The sequence below is a fragment of the Dysgonomonas sp. GY75 genome (genome assembly GCF_015234155.1).
In the GTDB taxonomy this organism is placed as follows: Bacteria; Bacteroidota; Bacteroidia; order Bacteroidales; family Dysgonomonadaceae; genus Dysgonomonas; species Dysgonomonas gadei.
The window spans coordinates 37,390-55,743 of record NZ_JADCLQ010000009.1 but is presented as its reverse complement, the minus strand read 5'-3'; the positions used below and the strand labels follow the sequence as shown (position 1 = coordinate 55,743).

16 protein-coding genes are annotated in these 18,354 nt (G+C 38.4%); 9 read left to right on the top strand and 7 right to left on the bottom strand.

The window, feature by feature from the left end; genetic code table 11:
- Window positions 1-25: 25 nt before the first annotated feature.
- Window positions 26-691 carry a DUF2461 domain-containing protein gene (locus tag IR083_RS04585; RefSeq protein WP_194223422.1) on the bottom strand — a complete coding sequence of 222 codons (666 nt, stop codon included), beginning with the start codon at window positions 689-691 and terminating at the stop codon, window positions 26-28.
- Window positions 692-1,166: 475 nt separating this feature from the next.
- Between IR083_RS04585 and IR083_RS04580 the strand changes: the two genes are divergently transcribed.
- The 5 genes from IR083_RS04580 to IR083_RS04560 all read left to right on the top strand — a co-directional run bounded on the left by IR083_RS04580 (window position 1,167) and on the right by IR083_RS04560 (window position 6,776).
- Window positions 1,167-2,555 carry a hypothetical protein gene (locus tag IR083_RS04580; RefSeq protein ID WP_194223421.1) on the top strand — a complete coding sequence of 463 codons (1,389 nt, stop codon included), beginning with the start codon at window positions 1,167-1,169 and terminating at the stop codon, window positions 2,553-2,555.
- Between the two features lie 75 nt (window positions 2,556-2,630).
- Entirely contained in the window at window positions 2,631-3,683 is a 1,053-nt protein-coding gene (locus IR083_RS04575; protein WP_194223420.1) for a hypothetical protein, read from the top strand.
- Window positions 3,684-3,909: 226 nt separating this feature from the next.
- Window positions 3,910-4,479: a hypothetical protein gene (locus IR083_RS04570; protein WP_194223419.1), complete on the top strand. Its 570-nt coding sequence runs from the start codon at window positions 3,910-3,912 to the stop codon at window positions 4,477-4,479.
- 120 nt (window positions 4,480-4,599) lie between these two features.
- Window positions 4,600-5,553, top strand: a complete 954-nt coding sequence (locus tag IR083_RS04565) for a TIGR01777 family oxidoreductase (RefSeq protein ID WP_194223418.1) — start codon at window positions 4,600-4,602, stop codon at window positions 5,551-5,553.
- Window positions 5,554-5,741: 188 nt separating this feature from the next.
- Complete coding sequence (locus IR083_RS04560) at window positions 5,742-6,776, top strand: threonine aldolase family protein (RefSeq protein WP_194223417.1); 1,035 nt, start codon at window positions 5,742-5,744, stop codon at window positions 6,774-6,776.
- 241 nt (window positions 6,777-7,017) lie between these two features.
- Here the strand turns inward: IR083_RS04560 and IR083_RS04555 are convergent, their stop codons facing one another.
- The 4 genes from IR083_RS04555 to IR083_RS04540 form a co-directional block, all read right to left on the bottom strand.
- Entirely contained in the window at window positions 7,018-7,824 is an 807-nt protein-coding gene (locus IR083_RS04555; RefSeq protein WP_194223416.1) for a metal-dependent hydrolase, read from the bottom strand.
- A 12-nt stretch (window positions 7,825-7,836) separates the two neighbouring features.
- Complete coding sequence (locus IR083_RS04550) at window positions 7,837-8,376, bottom strand: hypothetical protein (protein WP_006799400.1); 540 nt, start codon at window positions 8,374-8,376, stop codon at window positions 7,837-7,839.
- Window positions 8,377-8,602: 226 nt separating this feature from the next.
- Window positions 8,603-9,607, bottom strand: coding sequence for a helix-turn-helix domain-containing protein (locus tag IR083_RS04545; RefSeq protein WP_194223415.1), 1,005 nt, complete (start codon window positions 9,605-9,607; stop codon window positions 8,603-8,605).
- 243 nt (window positions 9,608-9,850) lie between these two features.
- A complete protein-coding gene (locus IR083_RS04540; RefSeq protein WP_194223414.1) occupies window positions 9,851-10,360 on the bottom strand; it encodes an RNA polymerase sigma factor in 510 nt (169 codons plus the stop codon).
- Between the two features lie 474 nt (window positions 10,361-10,834).
- Between IR083_RS04540 and IR083_RS04535 the strand changes: the two genes are divergently transcribed.
- The 4 genes from IR083_RS04535 to IR083_RS04520 all read left to right on the top strand — a co-directional run bounded on the left by IR083_RS04535 (window position 10,835) and on the right by IR083_RS04520 (window position 16,984).
- The gene (locus tag IR083_RS04535; RefSeq protein ID WP_194223413.1) at window positions 10,835-13,423 is read left to right on the top strand and encodes a hypothetical protein; all 2,589 of its coding nucleotides are present in this window, start codon (window positions 10,835-10,837) and stop codon (window positions 13,421-13,423) included.
- Window positions 13,424-13,450: 27 nt separating this feature from the next.
- Complete coding sequence (locus IR083_RS04530; protein WP_194223412.1) at window positions 13,451-13,963, top strand: hypothetical protein; 513 nt, start codon at window positions 13,451-13,453, stop codon at window positions 13,961-13,963.
- Between the two features lie 72 nt (window positions 13,964-14,035).
- Window positions 14,036-15,589 (top strand): family 43 glycosylhydrolase, encoded by a 1,554-nt coding sequence (locus tag IR083_RS04525; protein WP_194223411.1) that lies wholly within the window; start codon window positions 14,036-14,038, stop codon window positions 15,587-15,589.
- A gap of 330 nt (window positions 15,590-15,919) precedes the next feature.
- On the top strand, window positions 15,920-16,984 hold the full coding sequence (locus IR083_RS04520) for a glycosyltransferase family 9 protein (protein ID WP_194223410.1): 1,065 nt from the start codon (window positions 15,920-15,922) through the stop codon (window positions 16,982-16,984).
- A gap of 83 nt (window positions 16,985-17,067) precedes the next feature.
- Here the strand turns inward: IR083_RS04520 and IR083_RS04515 are convergent, their stop codons facing one another.
- Together IR083_RS04515 and mscL are read right to left on the bottom strand one after the other, a co-directional pair.
- Entirely contained in the window at window positions 17,068-17,910 is an 843-nt protein-coding gene (locus IR083_RS04515; RefSeq protein WP_194223409.1) for a M48 family metallopeptidase, read from the bottom strand.
- Window positions 17,911-17,939: 29 nt separating this feature from the next.
- A complete protein-coding gene (mscL, locus tag IR083_RS04510) occupies window positions 17,940-18,350 on the bottom strand; it encodes a large-conductance mechanosensitive channel protein MscL (RefSeq protein WP_006799392.1) in 411 nt (136 codons plus the stop codon).
- Window positions 18,351-18,354: the final 4 nt, after the last annotated feature.

Below are 18,354 nucleotides of genomic sequence, written 5' to 3'. Positions count from 1 at the left end.
CCAAATTAAGAAAAAGGAATATTTGTTAATCCTCTATTATTAAATCGTTCAGAAATTCGCTCAATGGCTGCATCAGTTTATACATGTCTTTGATGTATGGTATCAGGTCGTCACTGAATAGCATTTCAGCAGGGATTGGCTTGTAGGCATAAAAATGCTTCAATTTCAGATATTCGGCTGCGGGATGGTTTTTGTCGAATCCATTGGGTACACGCTGCAAGGCGTCCTCGTCGCGGTAAAGATCTCCTATCTCCTTTTTGAAGCGCTTTTCGTTGAGTATTTCCTGAAACAGTTCGAAGTCGTCATATATACCTCTTCTTACTTTTTTTAATTGATCAGGCATCAGCATATAATGCCCGCACGAAATAAAACTTTCCTCCGGGTCGATATGCAGGTAATAACCTGACGATTTATCAAGTGTGCGTGGACGGAATACTGCCCCGAAATGCGTTTTGTAGGGAGACTTATCTGTAGAAAAACGCACATCCCTATAGATGCGGAAGATACATTTCTTCGGCTCCAGCAATCCTATTTCAGGGTCGAATGTGGCTATTGCCTGTATTGTCTGTCCTACCAGTTTTTCATAGTCGGCACGTGCTCTTTCATACCATTTTTTGTTTTCGGTAAACCATTCGCGATAGTTGTTTTCCTTAAGTGCGGCGAGGAAATCCAGTGTATCCTTTTTTAGCATGTTTATATTGTTTTCGTTTTTTAGTTTGTCGAATTGTTGTCATTTTTTTACAATGTGAAGATACTTAATTTTTTCTATAGCAAATATTATGAACGATAGAAAATTTTAGAAAAACGGATATCCTTGTTAACATATAATTCATCAGAATTTTTTTGTGATTTTAACAGCTATTTACGTGCTATTTGTGTGATATTTTTAAAATTAACTTAAAATAATTATTTAAATGATGAACTTTTATTAAAAATCGATGTTGTAATATTAACAAACGATGCCCAATTTGCCTTCTTACTAAATCTATTGAGATTTAGACTGTATTTAGAAATAGCTTTAACAAATCATATTGAGAGTTTTCGTAACATAATATTGAATTATTATATTTAATAATATTCGGGAAAGGAAATTCCCATTTCAAATATGAAATATATGAATGCATTCTATATAGTTACTAGAGTACTAATCTAAAAACATTACTACTATGGCAGACATCGATAAAATGATGCTACAGTCTATTTATGACACGTTGTTTAGTGCCTATGCTGATCCGCCTGCAGACCTCAAGCTACAGGGAACAAGCCAGAACCAAAACATATACTTGTCGCTAAACTGGCCCGGACAAGCTATTGATCTCGAATCTTTTGCCAATCCTCAATCGCCGGCAAATCCTAATGGAAGTGAAAAATCTGTACAGAATTTCTCGCAATTGGTTGACCGGTTGTTTAGTATCAATCCTATTACTGCCGAAAACGGACACACTCTGTCGAAGGGTATTTACCCCTTGACTGTTAAGGCAACGGTAACACCACCACCTATTGACGAGTATGCAAAAAAGAGATATGAAGAAGCGTATAATTTTTTGCATGCAGATGGTACGGACTTTGACGGTGAAGGAAAACCTATCACCGTAAAGGTAGACTCTCCGGTTTATACTAACTATAAGCGTAAGATGGATGCATATAATGATGCATTGACCAGTTTGATAGCTGCTTATTTCGCCCTTGATATGAGTAAGCCGGCAGATCAAAAACAATGGAGCTTATTAGGCCCAAGGTATATATCGAAGGCAGACTCTGCTTATCAGGACTGGACTAATGCCCAGAAAGCCAGGGTCGAAGATATGCTGGCAGTTGAAGCTCAGTATATAAACAATCAGGTCGGTCAGGTATTTAATAATGCGCAATTGCAATATGATAAATATCAGCGAGGAGATATATCCGACCCGAATAGTGTATATTATCCGGCTTATGCGATACCAGCCAACTGGTTTGCTCCGAGTGCCGCCAGTACATGGACATCAGTGACTCTGGATTCTAAAACTCTGAAGACTAATGAACATTCCGATTTCTCAAAAATCAGTGCAGGTGGTAATGCCAGTTGGGGATTATGGCATGTAGGCGGTAGTTTCGATAAAGAAGACTCACATGTATCGATGAGTAAACAGACAACAAATCTGACAGTGTCATTTAAGTTTACCCGTGTGCAGATCAATCGTCCGTGGTACAATCACTTGCTGTATTCTATCAAAGGATGGTCGCTTGGGAATGCATATAAAAAAGGAGGATTATCCAGTGGAACAAGAAATCAACCACTCAACACACCTTTCCCTATGTTGCCAACCAGTTTTATTGCTGTAAGGGATTTGTCCATAAAAGCAGATTTCTCGAAAGAGGATTCAGAACTGATAACAAGCAAACTGAAAACGAAGGCTTCTTTCGGATGGGGACCATTCGCTATCAGTGGGGGATACGAGCATGGTAGTAGCGATAAGAAATTTGCATCCTCTTTTGACGGAAAAACGCTCAAAAATGAAGGTTTACAGATTATAGGATGGCTAAGTACCATTGTGCCGGAATGTCCGCCGCAATAAGCAACTGAATAAGGGGGCAGGGGATGGGATATATATCCTCTGCTACCTCTTTTTACCTTAATGATATATACATAAATGAATCCAATCATAAAAGACTCTAACGTACAGCGAGCCCTGAGGGCTCTGCTCATCGACGGATTTATAACCCAGTCATTTATGGGTACGGCTGGCGATCAGCTCAAATATTTATTCTCATGGCCTCCCGATGTCCTGGAAGAGTCGCAGTATGCTAATCCCTGGTCGGTAAATAATCCGGATGGAAGCCAAATGGCTATAGAAAATATCTCGTCACTGGTAGATCCTATTCCGATGTGGAGTGATAACTATTTTCCATCCAACAACACGGTAGAAAGCGTTTACCGTAATTTGATCTTGCCTGCTCAACCTGTGCGTAGTACAAAAACGGCGGTAAGCAATGGGAGTGCAGATGGGATGCTATCTGATGAAGAGTTTGAAGAAATAAAAAATCAGCTGCCGGAAATGAAACCGGACGATTCGGAGCGTATCAAATCGGTGGAAAGGGCTAAGGAAAAGATTAAATCGCTGACCATATCCGGTATCGTAGGCACAAAACAAATAGAACAGATAGAAACTGAGAATGAAGACTTGGTAAAAAGAGGAAAATTGAAGTTATATACATCGGGCGGTGGTACTACCCTGCCTGTTGAACGGGTCTTGTTATATGCAAACTCTTTGGTGGCCAGGCTGGAAAAGAGCAGCGTAAATAATCCTATGCTTACTTATTGCCCGTCAAATATATTACCACTTCATTTTGCTTCACCAGCCGATGTTTCTTTCAATTGGGCAGATACTTCCTTTACTTGCATGAGTGAGGATAATGAACAGGTAGATATAAGCCTGAAATTTACACGGGCCGATATAGAAAGACCCTGGATTGTAGATTATCTTTTTAGTATGAGGGGGTGGACAATACCGGGACAAAGTCCGGGTTGGCTATCTAATGGTTCATCTATGAATAATACAGGATTGTTTCCTCTGCTTACACTTTCTTTTATTTTATGCAGGGATTTTTCTATAAGGGCGAAAAATCAGACACTTTTTCAGATGAATGGGTTGCAGATACTTGCTCGATGCTGTAAATTGATGCCGGCTATGCCTGCGGGATAAAACGGGCCGTAAAGCAATGCTTATCCGGATAAACAAATAAAAGTATATCATTAATATAAAAAGGATTCTGTAGCGCAAGAAGAAAATAAACAGAAAATATCTCAAGTTTAATGTATGCAAAAATAAGTTTTATTTTGTTATTCAACTTAATAATAACCGGCATTTTACCTTTGCTATAATGGCATTTTCCATACATTTATCCGTTAAACGATAAAATGATACCGCTATGGAACTTTTAAAATCTAAAAGACTACTTATCCTGAGTTTTTTTCTTCTCGTTTTCGCAGCTGCTTATTCTCAAAAAAAGGATGACGACAGAGTATATTGGAATGATAGACAAAAGCTGATTGTTGATGATTTTGGTATCAAAACAAAGAATCTGGAAAGCGGAGCCACTTCGGCAGATTTCGCTATCGACTATGAGGTGAGCCGTTTTAACTTTGTCAGTAAGAATTTCAATAAAAATGTTCGTAATTATATGGTTAAATCGACTTCCCAGATTGATACTACCGGTAATGTACAACAATATTTACTTTACCAGCAAACGCTTTTCGATTTGAGTGAAGTGTATGCCCGTGAACTCCGAAAAGCGCTAAAAGAAAATCGAAAATTGTTGATCTCGGGAACTAAGGTTGCTGATGAGCTGAACTGGAAAGTGATGTCGGAATTTCTCGATCGCAGAAGTAAATATACTCAGGAAACCAATTCGGCAAGCGATCCGGTTAAGCAAAAAGAATGGGAAGATCAGATTGCCTATGAACTGAATGAGCTGAAAGACTACATTTACGGAAAATAGAAAGTTCATAATCAAAAGCCGTAATAAAAAAGAAAACATTAACGGACTCAGGTAAACATTAAGATGTATATTGCTGTTTTATAGTAGATAAGTAACTCATTGCTCAAAAAAAAGACAGCTATGCATATTTTTATTACCGGAGGCACAGGGCTGATTGGTACAGCTTTGGTTAAGACACTCATCAGGCAAGGCCATGATGTTATGGTTCTGAGCCGTAATCCGCTTAAGGCTGAGAAGAAGCTCGAGAAACAGGCAAAATTTTGTACATCATTGCAAGCTATGAAGTCTCTTGATGGGTACGATGCTGTCATAAATCTGGCGGGAGAGCCTATTATCGGGAAACGCTGGACTAAAAAGCAGAAAGAGCGTTTGTGTAATAGCCGCTGGAATATAACCCGTCGGCTCACAGAGTTGATAAAAGCCAGTGACAGACCTCCTAAAGTATTTATATCCGGTTCGGCTATCGGGTATTATGGTGCGCAGGATAATAATATTTTGACTGAGAAGTCAGGGTTTAACGATGAATTTACTCATCAATTATGCAAAAAATGGGAAGAATTGGCATTGGCAGCTCAAAGCGACAAGACGAGGGTCTGCATATCGCGTACGGGGGTCGTTCTATCAAAGGAGGGTGGGATGTTGGCTATCCTTACTTTGCCTTTTCGTCTGGGCTTGGGATGTACACTCGGTAAAGGGAGTCAGTATATATCATGGATACATATACAGGATATGGTGAATGCCATTATTTACCTGATGGATATGCCCGAAGCTCAGGGTATATTTAATCTTACAGCTCCCAATCCGGTGACAAATAAGCGTTTTTCCAATATATTGTCAGCTACCCTCTATCGACCACGTATATTTCGCATGCCTGCATTTATAATGAAACTTGTTATGAGCGAAGCGGCCACGATGGTAGTAGATGGTCAGCGGGCAATTCCTCAGCATCTTTCCGATCTGCATTATCGTTTTATTTTCGAACATTTGGATGAGGCATTGAGCGCATTGTTGAAAGGACGAAAGTACAAAAAGCAACTTGTCGGGTCCGGTTCTCAGAAGGGTATAAATGGTTAATTACCATTTATTGAATATATGATTTATTTCATACCTTACATTCCTTTTTTTCCTGTTAAGATATTACATTTGTAGGCAATTAAGTAAAAGTAAGTATTTAATGATAGTCTTAGAATCTCTGACTAGTCATTAGGTTTAACTTAATGAATCAATGAATTGGTCTGCGACCTTAATAACTACAGATAAAGATGATATACAGTTTTGCGAACGATTATGCAGAAGGGTGCCATCCCTCTATATTAGAGGCTTTGACAAGAAGTAATTATTCTCAGCAACCCGGATATGGCGACGATGAATATAGCCGCAATGCTGAAAGAATGATCAGGGAATTGACCGATAGTGATGCCGATGTGCATATGATTTCGGGAGGGACTTTGGCTAACCTTACAGTGCTAGGCTCTATACTTCGCCCATTCGAATCGGTGGTCGCTGCCACCACAGGGCATATTTATGTGAATGAAGCCGGAGCTATAGAGGCTACCGGACACAAGGTTGAGGCAGCTCCCACAAGTAACGGGAAATTATATCCTGCAGATATAAAACCGTTTCTGAACAAAATAAGAGGACACCATGTGGTGCGTACGAGGGTAGTATATATTTCAAATTCCACGGAGCTGGGGACAGTATATACAAGACAGGAACTGACTGATTTATATACGTTTTGTAAGGCTAATGATCTTATCTTATTTATGGATGGAGCCAGATTGCCGATGGCTTTGACTGCCCCCTCTAATGATATGACTTTGGCAGATATAGCAGCGCTGACCGATATGTTTTATATTGGAGGTACTAAATGCGGAGCATTACTTGGAGAGGCCGTTGTGATAACAAATCCTGAACTGAAGAAAGATTTCAAATTTCATCTCAAGCAGCGGGGGGCACTTACCGCAAAAGGCCGGGCAATGGGAATACAGTTCGATAAGCTACTGCGGGACAATCTAATATTTAATCTGGCAGACCATGCCAATCGTATGGCCGCAAAGATGGCGGCCGCATTCAAAGCGAAAGGATTTTCTTTACTTATCGATTCAGATACGAACCAGATATTTCCAATATTGCCAAACGAATTATTAAAGCATATGCAGGATAATTACGGGTGCCTGGTATGGAGTATTGTAGACGAAAAGCAAACGGCTGTACGGTTTATTACCTCATGGGCTACTCCGGAGGCTATAGTAGATGAATTTGTTGAAAAACTGAGAATGAAAGGTGGGTTATCCTGACTTATATAAAACGAAAAAGTCCGCAACATCACATCGCTGACTTTCCCAACCTTAACACAAACTTTACAAAACTACACAAACATAGAACCATTATAGAGGTAAAATGTTCGCTGCATATTTCGATTTAACAGTGTTAAAATATTGGGGAGTTATTATTGTGCTGTAAATCAGATATTCGTTAAAGAAGGTTGTTTTTGTTTTTAATTTCTGTTAACATTACATGGTGTTTTAATGGGGAAATTTAGAAGTGAATTTTCAACCTGCGATCAAATTTATCCATTAATTTATACACGTGTTTTCCCAAAATACGTTCTTGCTCTTTTTTCGAGTTTTGTTCCATTTCAGCATAAATCGCTGCTGTATTTTTTGTATAGGCATAATCATATTGCCGGCTATTTATCTGTATAAGTATAAAGATAAAAGTAAGAAATAGGACTGTTGAGGTAATTATCTTTGATTTATCCCTCAGGATTTTGAATGCAGGGAAAGTAAGATTAATGATAATACAGCATACGATGAGCAGAAATATATCATAATTGTTCCACCACCATATCTTTCCATATCCCCCGGTATAGTTTTCCCCCGGCCACCAAAGCGCTATACCTCCCCAAGCCGAAGCGGGAGTAGACAGGTCTCCGGCCAGATGTGCCCAGAAGCCCAGAACAAAGGCTATAAAGTAAATTGCATGGTTTTTCATAAAACCGGTAAAGTGTATATCTGTTTTCTTTAATGATTTCTGTATAAGATAAATGCTAACAATAAGCAGTATTCCTAGAATGATACTGGCCGGCAACGAGTGAAAGAATGCATGATGCGAATACCAAAATTTACTGCTATAGACAACTTTGCCTGTGTCAGAGAGCCCGAAGAATTCACCCAATGTAGTATCGAAACGCGACCACATACTGATGGCATCTATATCGGGGAGTATACCGCCAATAGTACCAAGCAATATTATTTTTGCTTTTCTTAAGGGTGTCGTCTTAACGAAGGTTGAAGCACAGGTTGCTACAGCTGCTCCGGACAAGGCGTGGGTAAGTATATCCATAGGGTGGGGTAGTTATTCGGGTTGAGTTGGTACTGATATTTTGCTTACACGGTCATTTATGCTTTCTATCAGGGCCTCTTTGTTTGCCAGCGATAAGAAACTGTTTATATAGCCCAGTGGTACGGGTATTTCATCGTTACTCTCTATAATAACCGTAGAGCCTGTCAATCTATTCTTTTTTATGTATGCCCTGCCTATATTTGCATATGCCACATAGTTTTTGTGTATTTGCATTTGTCCCTTCATTTCGGAGAAAAACAGGCCATCGTCCGCAAGACGGGCTATTTCTATTTTCTTGAAAAGGTTGGCATAAGCTCTTATTCCAAACAATATTGTTATTATTACAAATAATAAGGAAATAAGTACTAATCCTGCTATAGATCCAATTGTACTGTCTTCTGCCCACTCGATACGGACTGCTTTGATCCCGTCAGAAATGAAAAGAAATGAAAAGATAATAAAGACACATGTGATGAGTAAAAAGATAGTACCGAAAATATAATCCTGCCTTTTGTTCGAATAGTATACTATGTCGGTTTTTCTTTTTTGCATTGGTAATAGGTTTGTATGATGATTTTTCAAATATACGATAAATGTTTTATCGGTGTATATCGCAATTTGAATATAAGCTTATATATAGAGTGATATATGGCCGGATTCCATAATTTACTCTAAACTTTCTTTCCAGGTAATCACGAAGTTATGTACAAAGTAGGACTTGAACCCGTATTTTTTTATGAAAGAAGATAAAATAGAATCATCTGAGTTATATATAAAATTATCTATACAATACCTCGTGCTTTATTGCTGGTATTCCGAACCTCATGGCGTTGATAAGAGAGCGCTGTGTGCTGAAAAAAGATGTTTGTTCCATTTCATTACATTGAGTGATGAGAGTTGTGTATCTGGTAAGGGATTCGATCCATTCCTTTTTTTGTGCGCAAAACACCGGATTGTGGGTGGTTGCCAGTTCTGATTGCGGAGACCAAAAACTAATGGATACTTTGTCTCCATATTCAGCATATAAATAACTGGGCTCTATGTCTATAGCAGATAGGTAGATGCGTATTTTAGCCCCACTGCTGCCTGTCCCCGTTCGTACCATATGTTCCATCCGGTCTACGGCCTGTAATAATCCTTGTTGTAAATCAATCAGGTCGTTGCTGTTGAGCAAACCACGCCTGCGGAAATAATCAATTTCCTTTATCATATAAAGAAATATATTTTCGTCTAATATCATGATCATCTCACCGGTCAGTAAGTTATCATTCATTATATATTGTCGATGTTTTTCATATACTATATCCGGAACGGTAAAGGTGCTAAAGTCACAATCCAAATCGCCTTTCAGTGCATTTACACACCATTTATAATAGTAGAACTTTGATAGGATTTTCTGTGTTAGCGTAAAACAAAATGGAAGTCTGTTCAATACAAAATACATTTTGAATGTACCGGATTTTTGAAGTTTCCACATGATTTCTATATTATCCTGCAGAATTTCCAAAAAAACATTTTCCGGTTTTGCCGATGGGTGCATCTTCAGATCAAAGTACACCGTATCTGTATTTTTTAATCCGATAAGCTTATCTATCGACAAGTCCAAATCCTGTGCAACTATACAAATCTCCTCAAACGAGAAAGGTACTTCGCTTCTGAGCCGGCGGTAAACTGATTCGCGGCTCAAATCGAGAGTGTCCGTTAAATAGTGCGCAAGTTCTTTAGCTTGAGGAAAGTATGAGTTAAAAACAGATACGATTTTTTTATTAAAATCATTTTTCATATAATCAATTGTCTTTTTGCCCAGACCGATTAATACTTAGTATCTTTAACTAGCTATAAAATTACGAAAATTATTTGTATTAGGGCCTAAAACTGCCTGAAAAAGTCCCTGGTGGAGAAGGTGTTTCAAAAAGTGACTCCGTATATATGTGTTGTTTGCATAAAAGGATGCAAAAAAACTTCCGGTTTTATCCGGAAGGCCTTAATGCTTAACTTATGCTTAGTTGTTTATTTACTTACAAAATTATTTATAATCTTTCAGTATTTCCTGTAGCCGTTTACGTGCAAAAAATATCCGGCTTTTAACCGTACCTAGTGGCAGGTTTAATGATTTAGCTATTTCATCATATTTGAAGCCTGTAAAATACATAGAAAAAGGTGTTTTGTAATCGTCATTGAAAGTGTCCAGTACATTCATTATTTCATGGTACGTAAAAGAGCCTTCCGGTGAGTCGAAGCCGGATTCCTGAGGCATATTTAATTGATATAGGCTCTCCGAGTTGTCCAAAACCGTTTGTGTGCGTACTACACGGCGATAGTTGTTTATAAACAGATTGTGCATTATAGTAAAAACCCATCCTTTGAAATTGACATTATCGTAATATTTGTCTATATTACTCAAGGCTTTCAGTGTAGTTTCTTGAGTAAGATCTTTAGCCTCATCTCGGTTAGTCGTCAGGGTTAATGCGTAGTTTAGCATGTTGCTTTGCATCTGTACCAAGTCGTGTTCCAGTGTTTGTTTGCTAGTTTTCATTACTCTTCAGTTTTTGTAAATGTTTTATAATTTTTTGTTCTTGACTTTGCAAAGATATATGTTTTTTTATAACTGATTGCATAAACAACTAAAAAATATCATTCAAATGTTAAAATTTGATATAAATAAATTGTTAGTAATCAATAAATAAAATCAATAGATATCATAATTAACATTTGAGTGTGACTTGATGTTGTTGATTGAGTTAATTAACATACTGTTTTGTCTTATTTTGCTCTGTTTTCGTGAAAGTGTAATGAATTAACTTAAAATGACAGAACAAGTGATTGAGAATTTTTGTTCTTTTAATGCGTTTTATTTGATAATTACTGAAAGATAAGTTGATACAGGTTTATTAGAAAGTTTAATCTTTATAGACCAGCTTTTTCAATTTTTTTTTGTTGGAGCAGTTAAGGAGGTAATCTGTATTAATCGTAACTTTGGTTATTTAATATATAAAGGAAATACTTAATCGTGAATAATTTGTCAAAACACAACAAGAAATATACAGCTATATTATTATTTATCTTTTCGATATCGCAGTTATTGCTGCCTGTAATCTTGTCGGCACAGACAGGAGGGACTAATAATGATACGATTCCGTTATATTCGGGTGATACAATACGGAAATCCATTTATTCGCAGCAGAAGAAAAATAGAAATTGCGTCTATGACTTTGTTTGGGGAAAACATTACAGGGAGTTATATACTATTCCTGTTTCGGTAGGTTCATCTACCCTGAATTCCCTTTTTGGAACCCTCGAAGTAACGGGGCAGGCACCGGAATTTCACGGGCTTTATATGGTTGATAAACGTGGCAGGAATTATCTGGTGAAGCCTTTAAGCGGTTCGTCAAGTTTTCTCCAATCCGAGTTCTTTCAGGAAATGTATAATAAAAACGACTTTAAAGACACATATCTTGATAGTTTTATAGGAGATGCATATACTATTGTAAATCCATATACATTTATAGCTTCCGACTACATGGCTAAAGTTTTGGATTTGAATTCAAATAATCCACGCCTTTATTATATTGCCCGTAACGCTACGTCAGATACTATTATTGATGGTACGGAGATTCAGGATAAGCTTGTAAGCATAATGAATGTCCCTGATCTTGCCATAAGAAAAGATATCATTAGTACGGGTGATTTACTGAAAAAATTGCAGGATGATAAGTCTCACGTTGTAGATCAGGACCTTTATATCCGTGAACGTTTATTTGATATGCTGATAGGAGATTGGAACAAAACACCTGAGAACTGGAACTGGCAGAGAAGTGTAGCGGATAATAAGATTGTGTATAAGCCTATTGTTATAGATCGCAGCCATGCTTTTATGAAAGTAGATGGCTTGCTGACAGGCCAAATGTTGAGCGTGCTTTCCCTCGGTTTTATATCTGACTATAAAGATCACATAAGTAATCTGAAAAAATTCAATAAATTGGGCTTTACGCTTGATGTGGCTCTGACTGCCCAAAGTGGACGGAAAGACTGGCTCCGGCAGGCGCAATATCTGAAAAATATATTGACCGACAGTGTGGTTGATTATGCTTTTGCCCGATTGCCTAAAGAAATACATTGCGAGGAAATAAATAAGATCAGGCAAAAATTGAAAAAACGAAGAGATAACCTCAATGTGATTGCAATGGAATATTATAAAGAATTGCAATTCAATCCTGTAATAACCGGTACGAATAATAATGATAAGTTTATAATAAATAAATTTCATCGCGACAGTATACAGGTCGATATATATAACAGGAATACCGGTAAACTTGTATTCAGGCACAGATACACGAAAAGAAACTCAAAAGAAATATGGTTGTATGGCTTGACCGGAGACGATAACTTTGAAGTGAAGGGAGATAAAAGAAATAAGATACCATTGTATGTCCTGGGAGGAAAAGGTGATAACAGATATAGTATGCAACCTGAGAGTAAAATAAAAATACTTGGATATAAATCTCAAAAACAGGCATTGGACTCTGTAAAGGATGCGAAGGTGGTCATTACAGACAATGATAAGATACATGATTATGATTATGAAAAGACGCGCTATAATAGTATTTCGTTCAGCCCGTGGGGGGTATATGACTCTGACTGGGGCTTGAGTTTGGGTAGTTTCGTGACATATACCCGTTACGGACTTAAACGCTCCCCTTTTTCGTATCAGCACCGTATAGGCTATAACTATTTGAAAGGATTTATGTATAAAGGTATTTTCCCGATGTACGACGATCGCAAAAGTATTTATCTGGATGCCTTTGTCGGTTCTCCGACAAACTTCTCCAACTTCTTTGGATTTGGGAACAATACAGATGGGTTTAAAGATGAAAAGAAAGTATATAATCGTGTGAAGGTGGGGCAGTATTCATTGACACCATCCTTTCATTATACGCTGGAGAAAGATTATCAGCTCATATTATCAACCTCATTCGAAATATTCAAAGTTAAAGAGGTCGACGGCAGATATATCAATGAATACTACAATAATGGCTATTCTATATTCGATACCCGTTACTTTGCAGACTTGAGTGTGTCGTATGATATAGATAAGAAGGTTTCCGATATTGTTCCCACTTTTACCGGGTCACTTACTGCCGGATGGAAGATGAATATACTTCACCCGGAACGCAATTTTCCTTATGCAGAACTCGATATGGCGCTCAATGTTAAGCTTACCGACAGGATTACCTGGGCCACGAATCTGAAAGGTAAAGCCATTTTTAATGATAAGTATGAGTTTTATCAATCAGCTTCTACCGAGTTGCGTGGATATCGTGATAGCCGGTTTATCGGCAGGCAATCTTATTATCAGTATTCAGATCTACGCATAGATATGGGAAAAATAAAGAATCCGTTTACTCCCCTTAAATATGGTTTGTTCGCCGGATTCGATTTTGGCCGGGTGTGGTATCCGCACGAATCTTCAAAAAAATGGCATGCCTCTTATGGTGGGGGTGCCTGGGTAACCATAATTAATAAAATAACCACTAAATATTCATGGTTTGGTTCAGGAGACGATTTCCGGTTTATGTTTGGTTTAGGAATGGGATTTTAATATCTTTGGGTAAATAAAGATATAACCATGAAAACACTGGGATCAAAAGGTATAAAGTACCTGAAAATACTACATCTTCTTCTAGCTATTATGTGGATTGGTGGAGCATTGGCAATGTCGGTTCTTGCTTTGACAGGTAAGCCTGAAACGGGTGATGAACTGTATATGTTCTCGCGTATGCTGCAAATAATAGACGATTACCTGATTATTCCCGGTGCGATGGGAAATATTCTTATCGGTATCGTTTATGGTATATGGACAAAATGGGGGTTTTTCAAACATCGTTGGTTGACTGTGAAATGGATACTGACTATTGCTCAGGTGTTATTCGGTACATTTGTATTAGGCCCTTGGATAAATGGAAATGTAACTCTGGCGCAGACCCTCGGACCGGATATACTTTCCAGCGCCGACTATTTTAATAATCTCCAAATGACACGTGTATGGGGAACAATACAAACTACGATATTACTTAGTTTTATTATAATATCTGTATTGAAACCTTGGAAGAAGATGGTCGACGGAACAGATAAGAAATAGGTTTCTTATGCATCTGGATAACCAGGAATAAACATCCCGATTTGAATGAACACTTATCTAATATAACGATTTATGTACAAATTGACTTTTTTATTATTCTTTATTTCGGTCTCTCTTTTTGCCCAGAATATAGAGCAGACATACCGTAACCCGGTCATTGCAGGTGACTTACCAGATCCTACGGTGATTCGTGTAGGTGACAATTATTATGCGGCAGGGACAACCTCTGAATTTGTACCCGGCTATCCTTTGTTTCACTCCAAAGACCTTGTTAACTGGGAACGTATAGGTGCTGTGTTTAATGAGCATCCGGCTTGGATTAAAGGTGACTGCTGGGCTCCGGAATTGTACTACAACAACGGTACATATTTTGTCTATTACACTGCTCGTAAGAAAAGTGACAACATATCGTGCATAGGTGTAGCTACAACAAAAGATATTACAAAAGGATTTACCGATCATGGACCGCTTTTAGAATGGGGAAAGGAAGCGATAGATGCCTATATATTCAAAGATGATGACGGAAAGCTTTATATCACATGGAAAGCTTACGGTCTCGAAGAGCGTCCGATAGAGATACTGGCATCGGAGTTGTCGTCAGACGGCCTGTTACTTAAAGGAGAGCATTTTACGCTCACCGATCACACCAAAGGCTGGATCGGGCGTGGTGATGAAGGGCAATGTATTGTGAAACGTAATGGTTACTATTACCATTTTTATTCTATCGGTGGATGCTGTGACAATCGTTGCGATTACCGGGTACATGTTGCCCGTGCAAAAAGCCTCAGGGGAGAATGGGAACAATATGAGCCTGACGCGATACTGCAAGGGGGTAAAGACTGGCGGTGTTCGGGACATGGTACACTCGTACAGACTCCCGATAACAGATATTTTTACCTCTATCATGCGTACAATGCTTACGATTTCGAATATGTAGGCCGTCAGGCACTTTTAGACGAGCTTGTATGGAATGATGTTACAGGATGGCCTTATTTCAAATATGGCGATACCCCTACAGCCCAGGCGCCGGTTCCGTTCAAAGGGACTGTGCAAAAGAGGAATATAGATTTCTATGACGATTTTACTATTGCAGACGAGGAAAAAGATAAATATTGGCAATGGGATATGTATTTATCCAAACCGCTGACAGAGAAGGCTGACGGCTCACTGACCGTAACAAATAATAAGGAAGGCCTTGTCTTTCGTGGAATAAATGCACAGACAGGTAATTATACTATGACTACGAAGGTAAATGCTGCAGGTTCCAACTTTAAAGGATTGACTATATATGGAGGATTTGAAAATCTCTATGCGTGGGGTGTTGAAGGCAAAGATATAAAGTTGTTCAAACTGGAGAAAGGGCAGAAAACAGAACTGTATTCAGCCCCATTCGGCAACTACCAATCTATAATGCTAAAAGCTGAAGCTATAAATGCCAGACTATACCGTTTCTATTGGTCGGTGGACGAAACGGAGTGGCATATATTTCCGTCCGGTAATCAACGCGTAGATATAACAGGGCTGCCTCAATGGGGACGTGGATTACGTGTCGGCCTGCTTACCGAAAATAATGGAAAGGATAATAAAGCTGTATTCGGATACTTTAATGTGGAAAATAAATACTAAGAAGCTATTTAGATTTTATTGACGCATTGTAGATTGTACGGGTGAATGAATATTACTCCTGAAAAATAGGATATTAATTTTTAATTGATTATTTAGGCAATGAGCCAGGGCAGATTTTAAAGGAGTCTGCCTTTTTTATAAACATCTTATAATGAGTCGTATGTGTTGATTTTTTGAAGGTGCGCGATTATTATAATATGCTCTGTTTTCGTACAGGAAATATTTCTGTGAAAAATTTTATTTCCAGTCATTTTTTTTCTGATAAAATGTGATTTACATTGTTGTGTTTATTCATATATTTGCTGCCAGAGAGTTTGAGTAAAATAACATATGAGCTTTAAAAGCGTTGTAAATGGCAAAAGACGGGCCATCATGCGTGGATTGACCAAAAATATAGGTCGTTCTGCGCTTAATAAGGATGCCCATGGTATATCTGATTCTGATATTAGAAGAGTTTTAATCTCAAGACCAAACAGCCGGTTGGGAAATCAATTGTTGATAACTCCTTTGGTACAGGAAATCTCCAATACATTTCCAAATTGTAAGATTGATCTGTTTGTAAGGGGAAACATTTCTTTTATTTTGTTTGAGAATTATGAATGCATCGAGCGGATAATCAGGTTGCCCAGAAAACCCTTCAAAGAACTATTTAAATACATTAAAGTCTGGTTTTCTTTAGAAAGGTATAACTATGATATCGTAATTAATGTAGATAAAAATTCTTCGTCGGGGAGGTTGTCCACACAGTTTTCTAATGCCCGCTTTAAATTTTTCAATGATTTGGAAGAAGATCTTCTGGCAAAGTATGAAGATTACGAACATATGGCTAAGTTTCCGGTATATAATTTCCGGCGAAATCTTATCCGGTTAGGATTCACGGGAATAGACTTAGATAACCCGATGCCCGTTCTGAATATAAAATTGAGTGCCGCTGAAGTTGCTACAGGAAAAGAAATTTTAGATAGTCTGGTAGATAAGAGCAAAAGAACAATATCTATCTATACCTTTGCTACAGGTGATAAATGTTATTCAAAAGATTGGTGGCTCAATGCTTATGGGAGACTTAAAGCCGAATATGGTGAAAAATACAATATTCTGGAAATTCTACCTATCGAGAATGTTTCACAAATAGACTTTCAGGCTCCATCATACTATAGCCGGGATATTCGTGAGATGACCGCTTTTATTAATAATACAGCGGCATTTATCGGCGCAGATAGTGGTATTATGCATTTGGCAAGCGCAGGACAAACTCCTGTTATAGGATTGTTTTCCGTTACAGATATAGAGAAGTATAAGCCCTATAATGAAGGAAGTGTGGCTATAGATACAAATACTATGGATATTGATGATATAGTTGCTGCCATTGATAAAATACTTGGAATAAAGGGATAAGCTGCTTTCCTTATCGGATTAAAAACAAAAAGCCGGAGATAGTAAATTCTCCGGCTTCTTTTGTTTTTATTAGAAGTATACTATTAGAAACTCCATTTGTTCGATGTTTTAGCGGTACCCGTTTTGCTTGATCCTCCTTTGTAATATTTCAACGCTTCAGGCAAGTCTTTTTGTATCTGTTTAATACGAGTGTCATCCGAAGGATGGGTACTCATAAATTCTGGCGTGCTGCTTCCGTTCTGGGCCATACGTTGCCAGAATGCAGATGCGGCGCCAGGGTCGTATCCGGCCATAGCCATGAAGATAAGCCCCAGTTGGTCAGCTTCAAGTTCCTGCTTACGTGAGTATGGTAACAGGATTCCATACTGAGCCCCTAATCCCAAGGCTGCAGCTGCTACTTGTTGCGTAACTGCAGATGTTCCACCAAGGGCAGCCCCGACAGCCGCAGTGCCATATTGTGCAGCCATCTGGTTGCTCATACGCTCGTTAGCATGTTTTGCAACGGCATGTGCTACCTCATGTCCTAATACAACGGCCAATCCGGTTTCGTTCTGAGTGTAAGGCAATATACCTTCATATACTACGATTTTTCCGCCGGGCATACAGAATGCATTTACATCAGTGCTTTTTACCAGATTAAACTCCCACGAGTAATCTTTTACCTGATCGGCATAGCCATTGTTTTTGAGATAAGTCTCTACGGCATTAGCTATATTCCGGCCCACTTTTTGCACCATGGCAGTATTGGTTTTATCCGTAGATATAGGAGCCGATTTTATAAATTCGTCGTATTGTTGCAGGCTAAGAGTCAGCACTTCGCTGTTCGAAACCAGGTTCAATTGCTTCCGTCCTGTTACCGGAACACTTCCGCATCCCGTAAAGAGTAATGTATAGCCAAGAACTAATATAAGACATTTCTTTACCATAATAGTTTGTTTAGTTTGATAGGTTATAATTATTTATTATTCTGTTCTTTCAGTAGATCCCTTATTTCTGTCAACAGGGTTTCTTCTTTAGTTGGGGCAGGAGGTGCCGCCGGTTCTTCCGCTTTCTTGGTTTGCAAAGCATTTATTCCTTTAATGGCAAAGAAAATAGCTGTTGCAATTATAACGAAGTCTAAGATAGTTTGAACAAAAGTACCATAGTTGATGCTTACTGCCGGAACATCGCCAACGGCATCTTTAAGCACGAATTTCAAATCCGTAAAATTGACTCCTCCTAAAATAATTCCTATAGGAGGCATTATGATGTCACTCACCAGAGATGATACTATTTTACCAAAAGCTCCACCGACAATAACACCGACCGCCATATCCACCACGTTGCCGCGCATCATGAAATTCTTCAATTCTTTTAAAACCGCCATATCC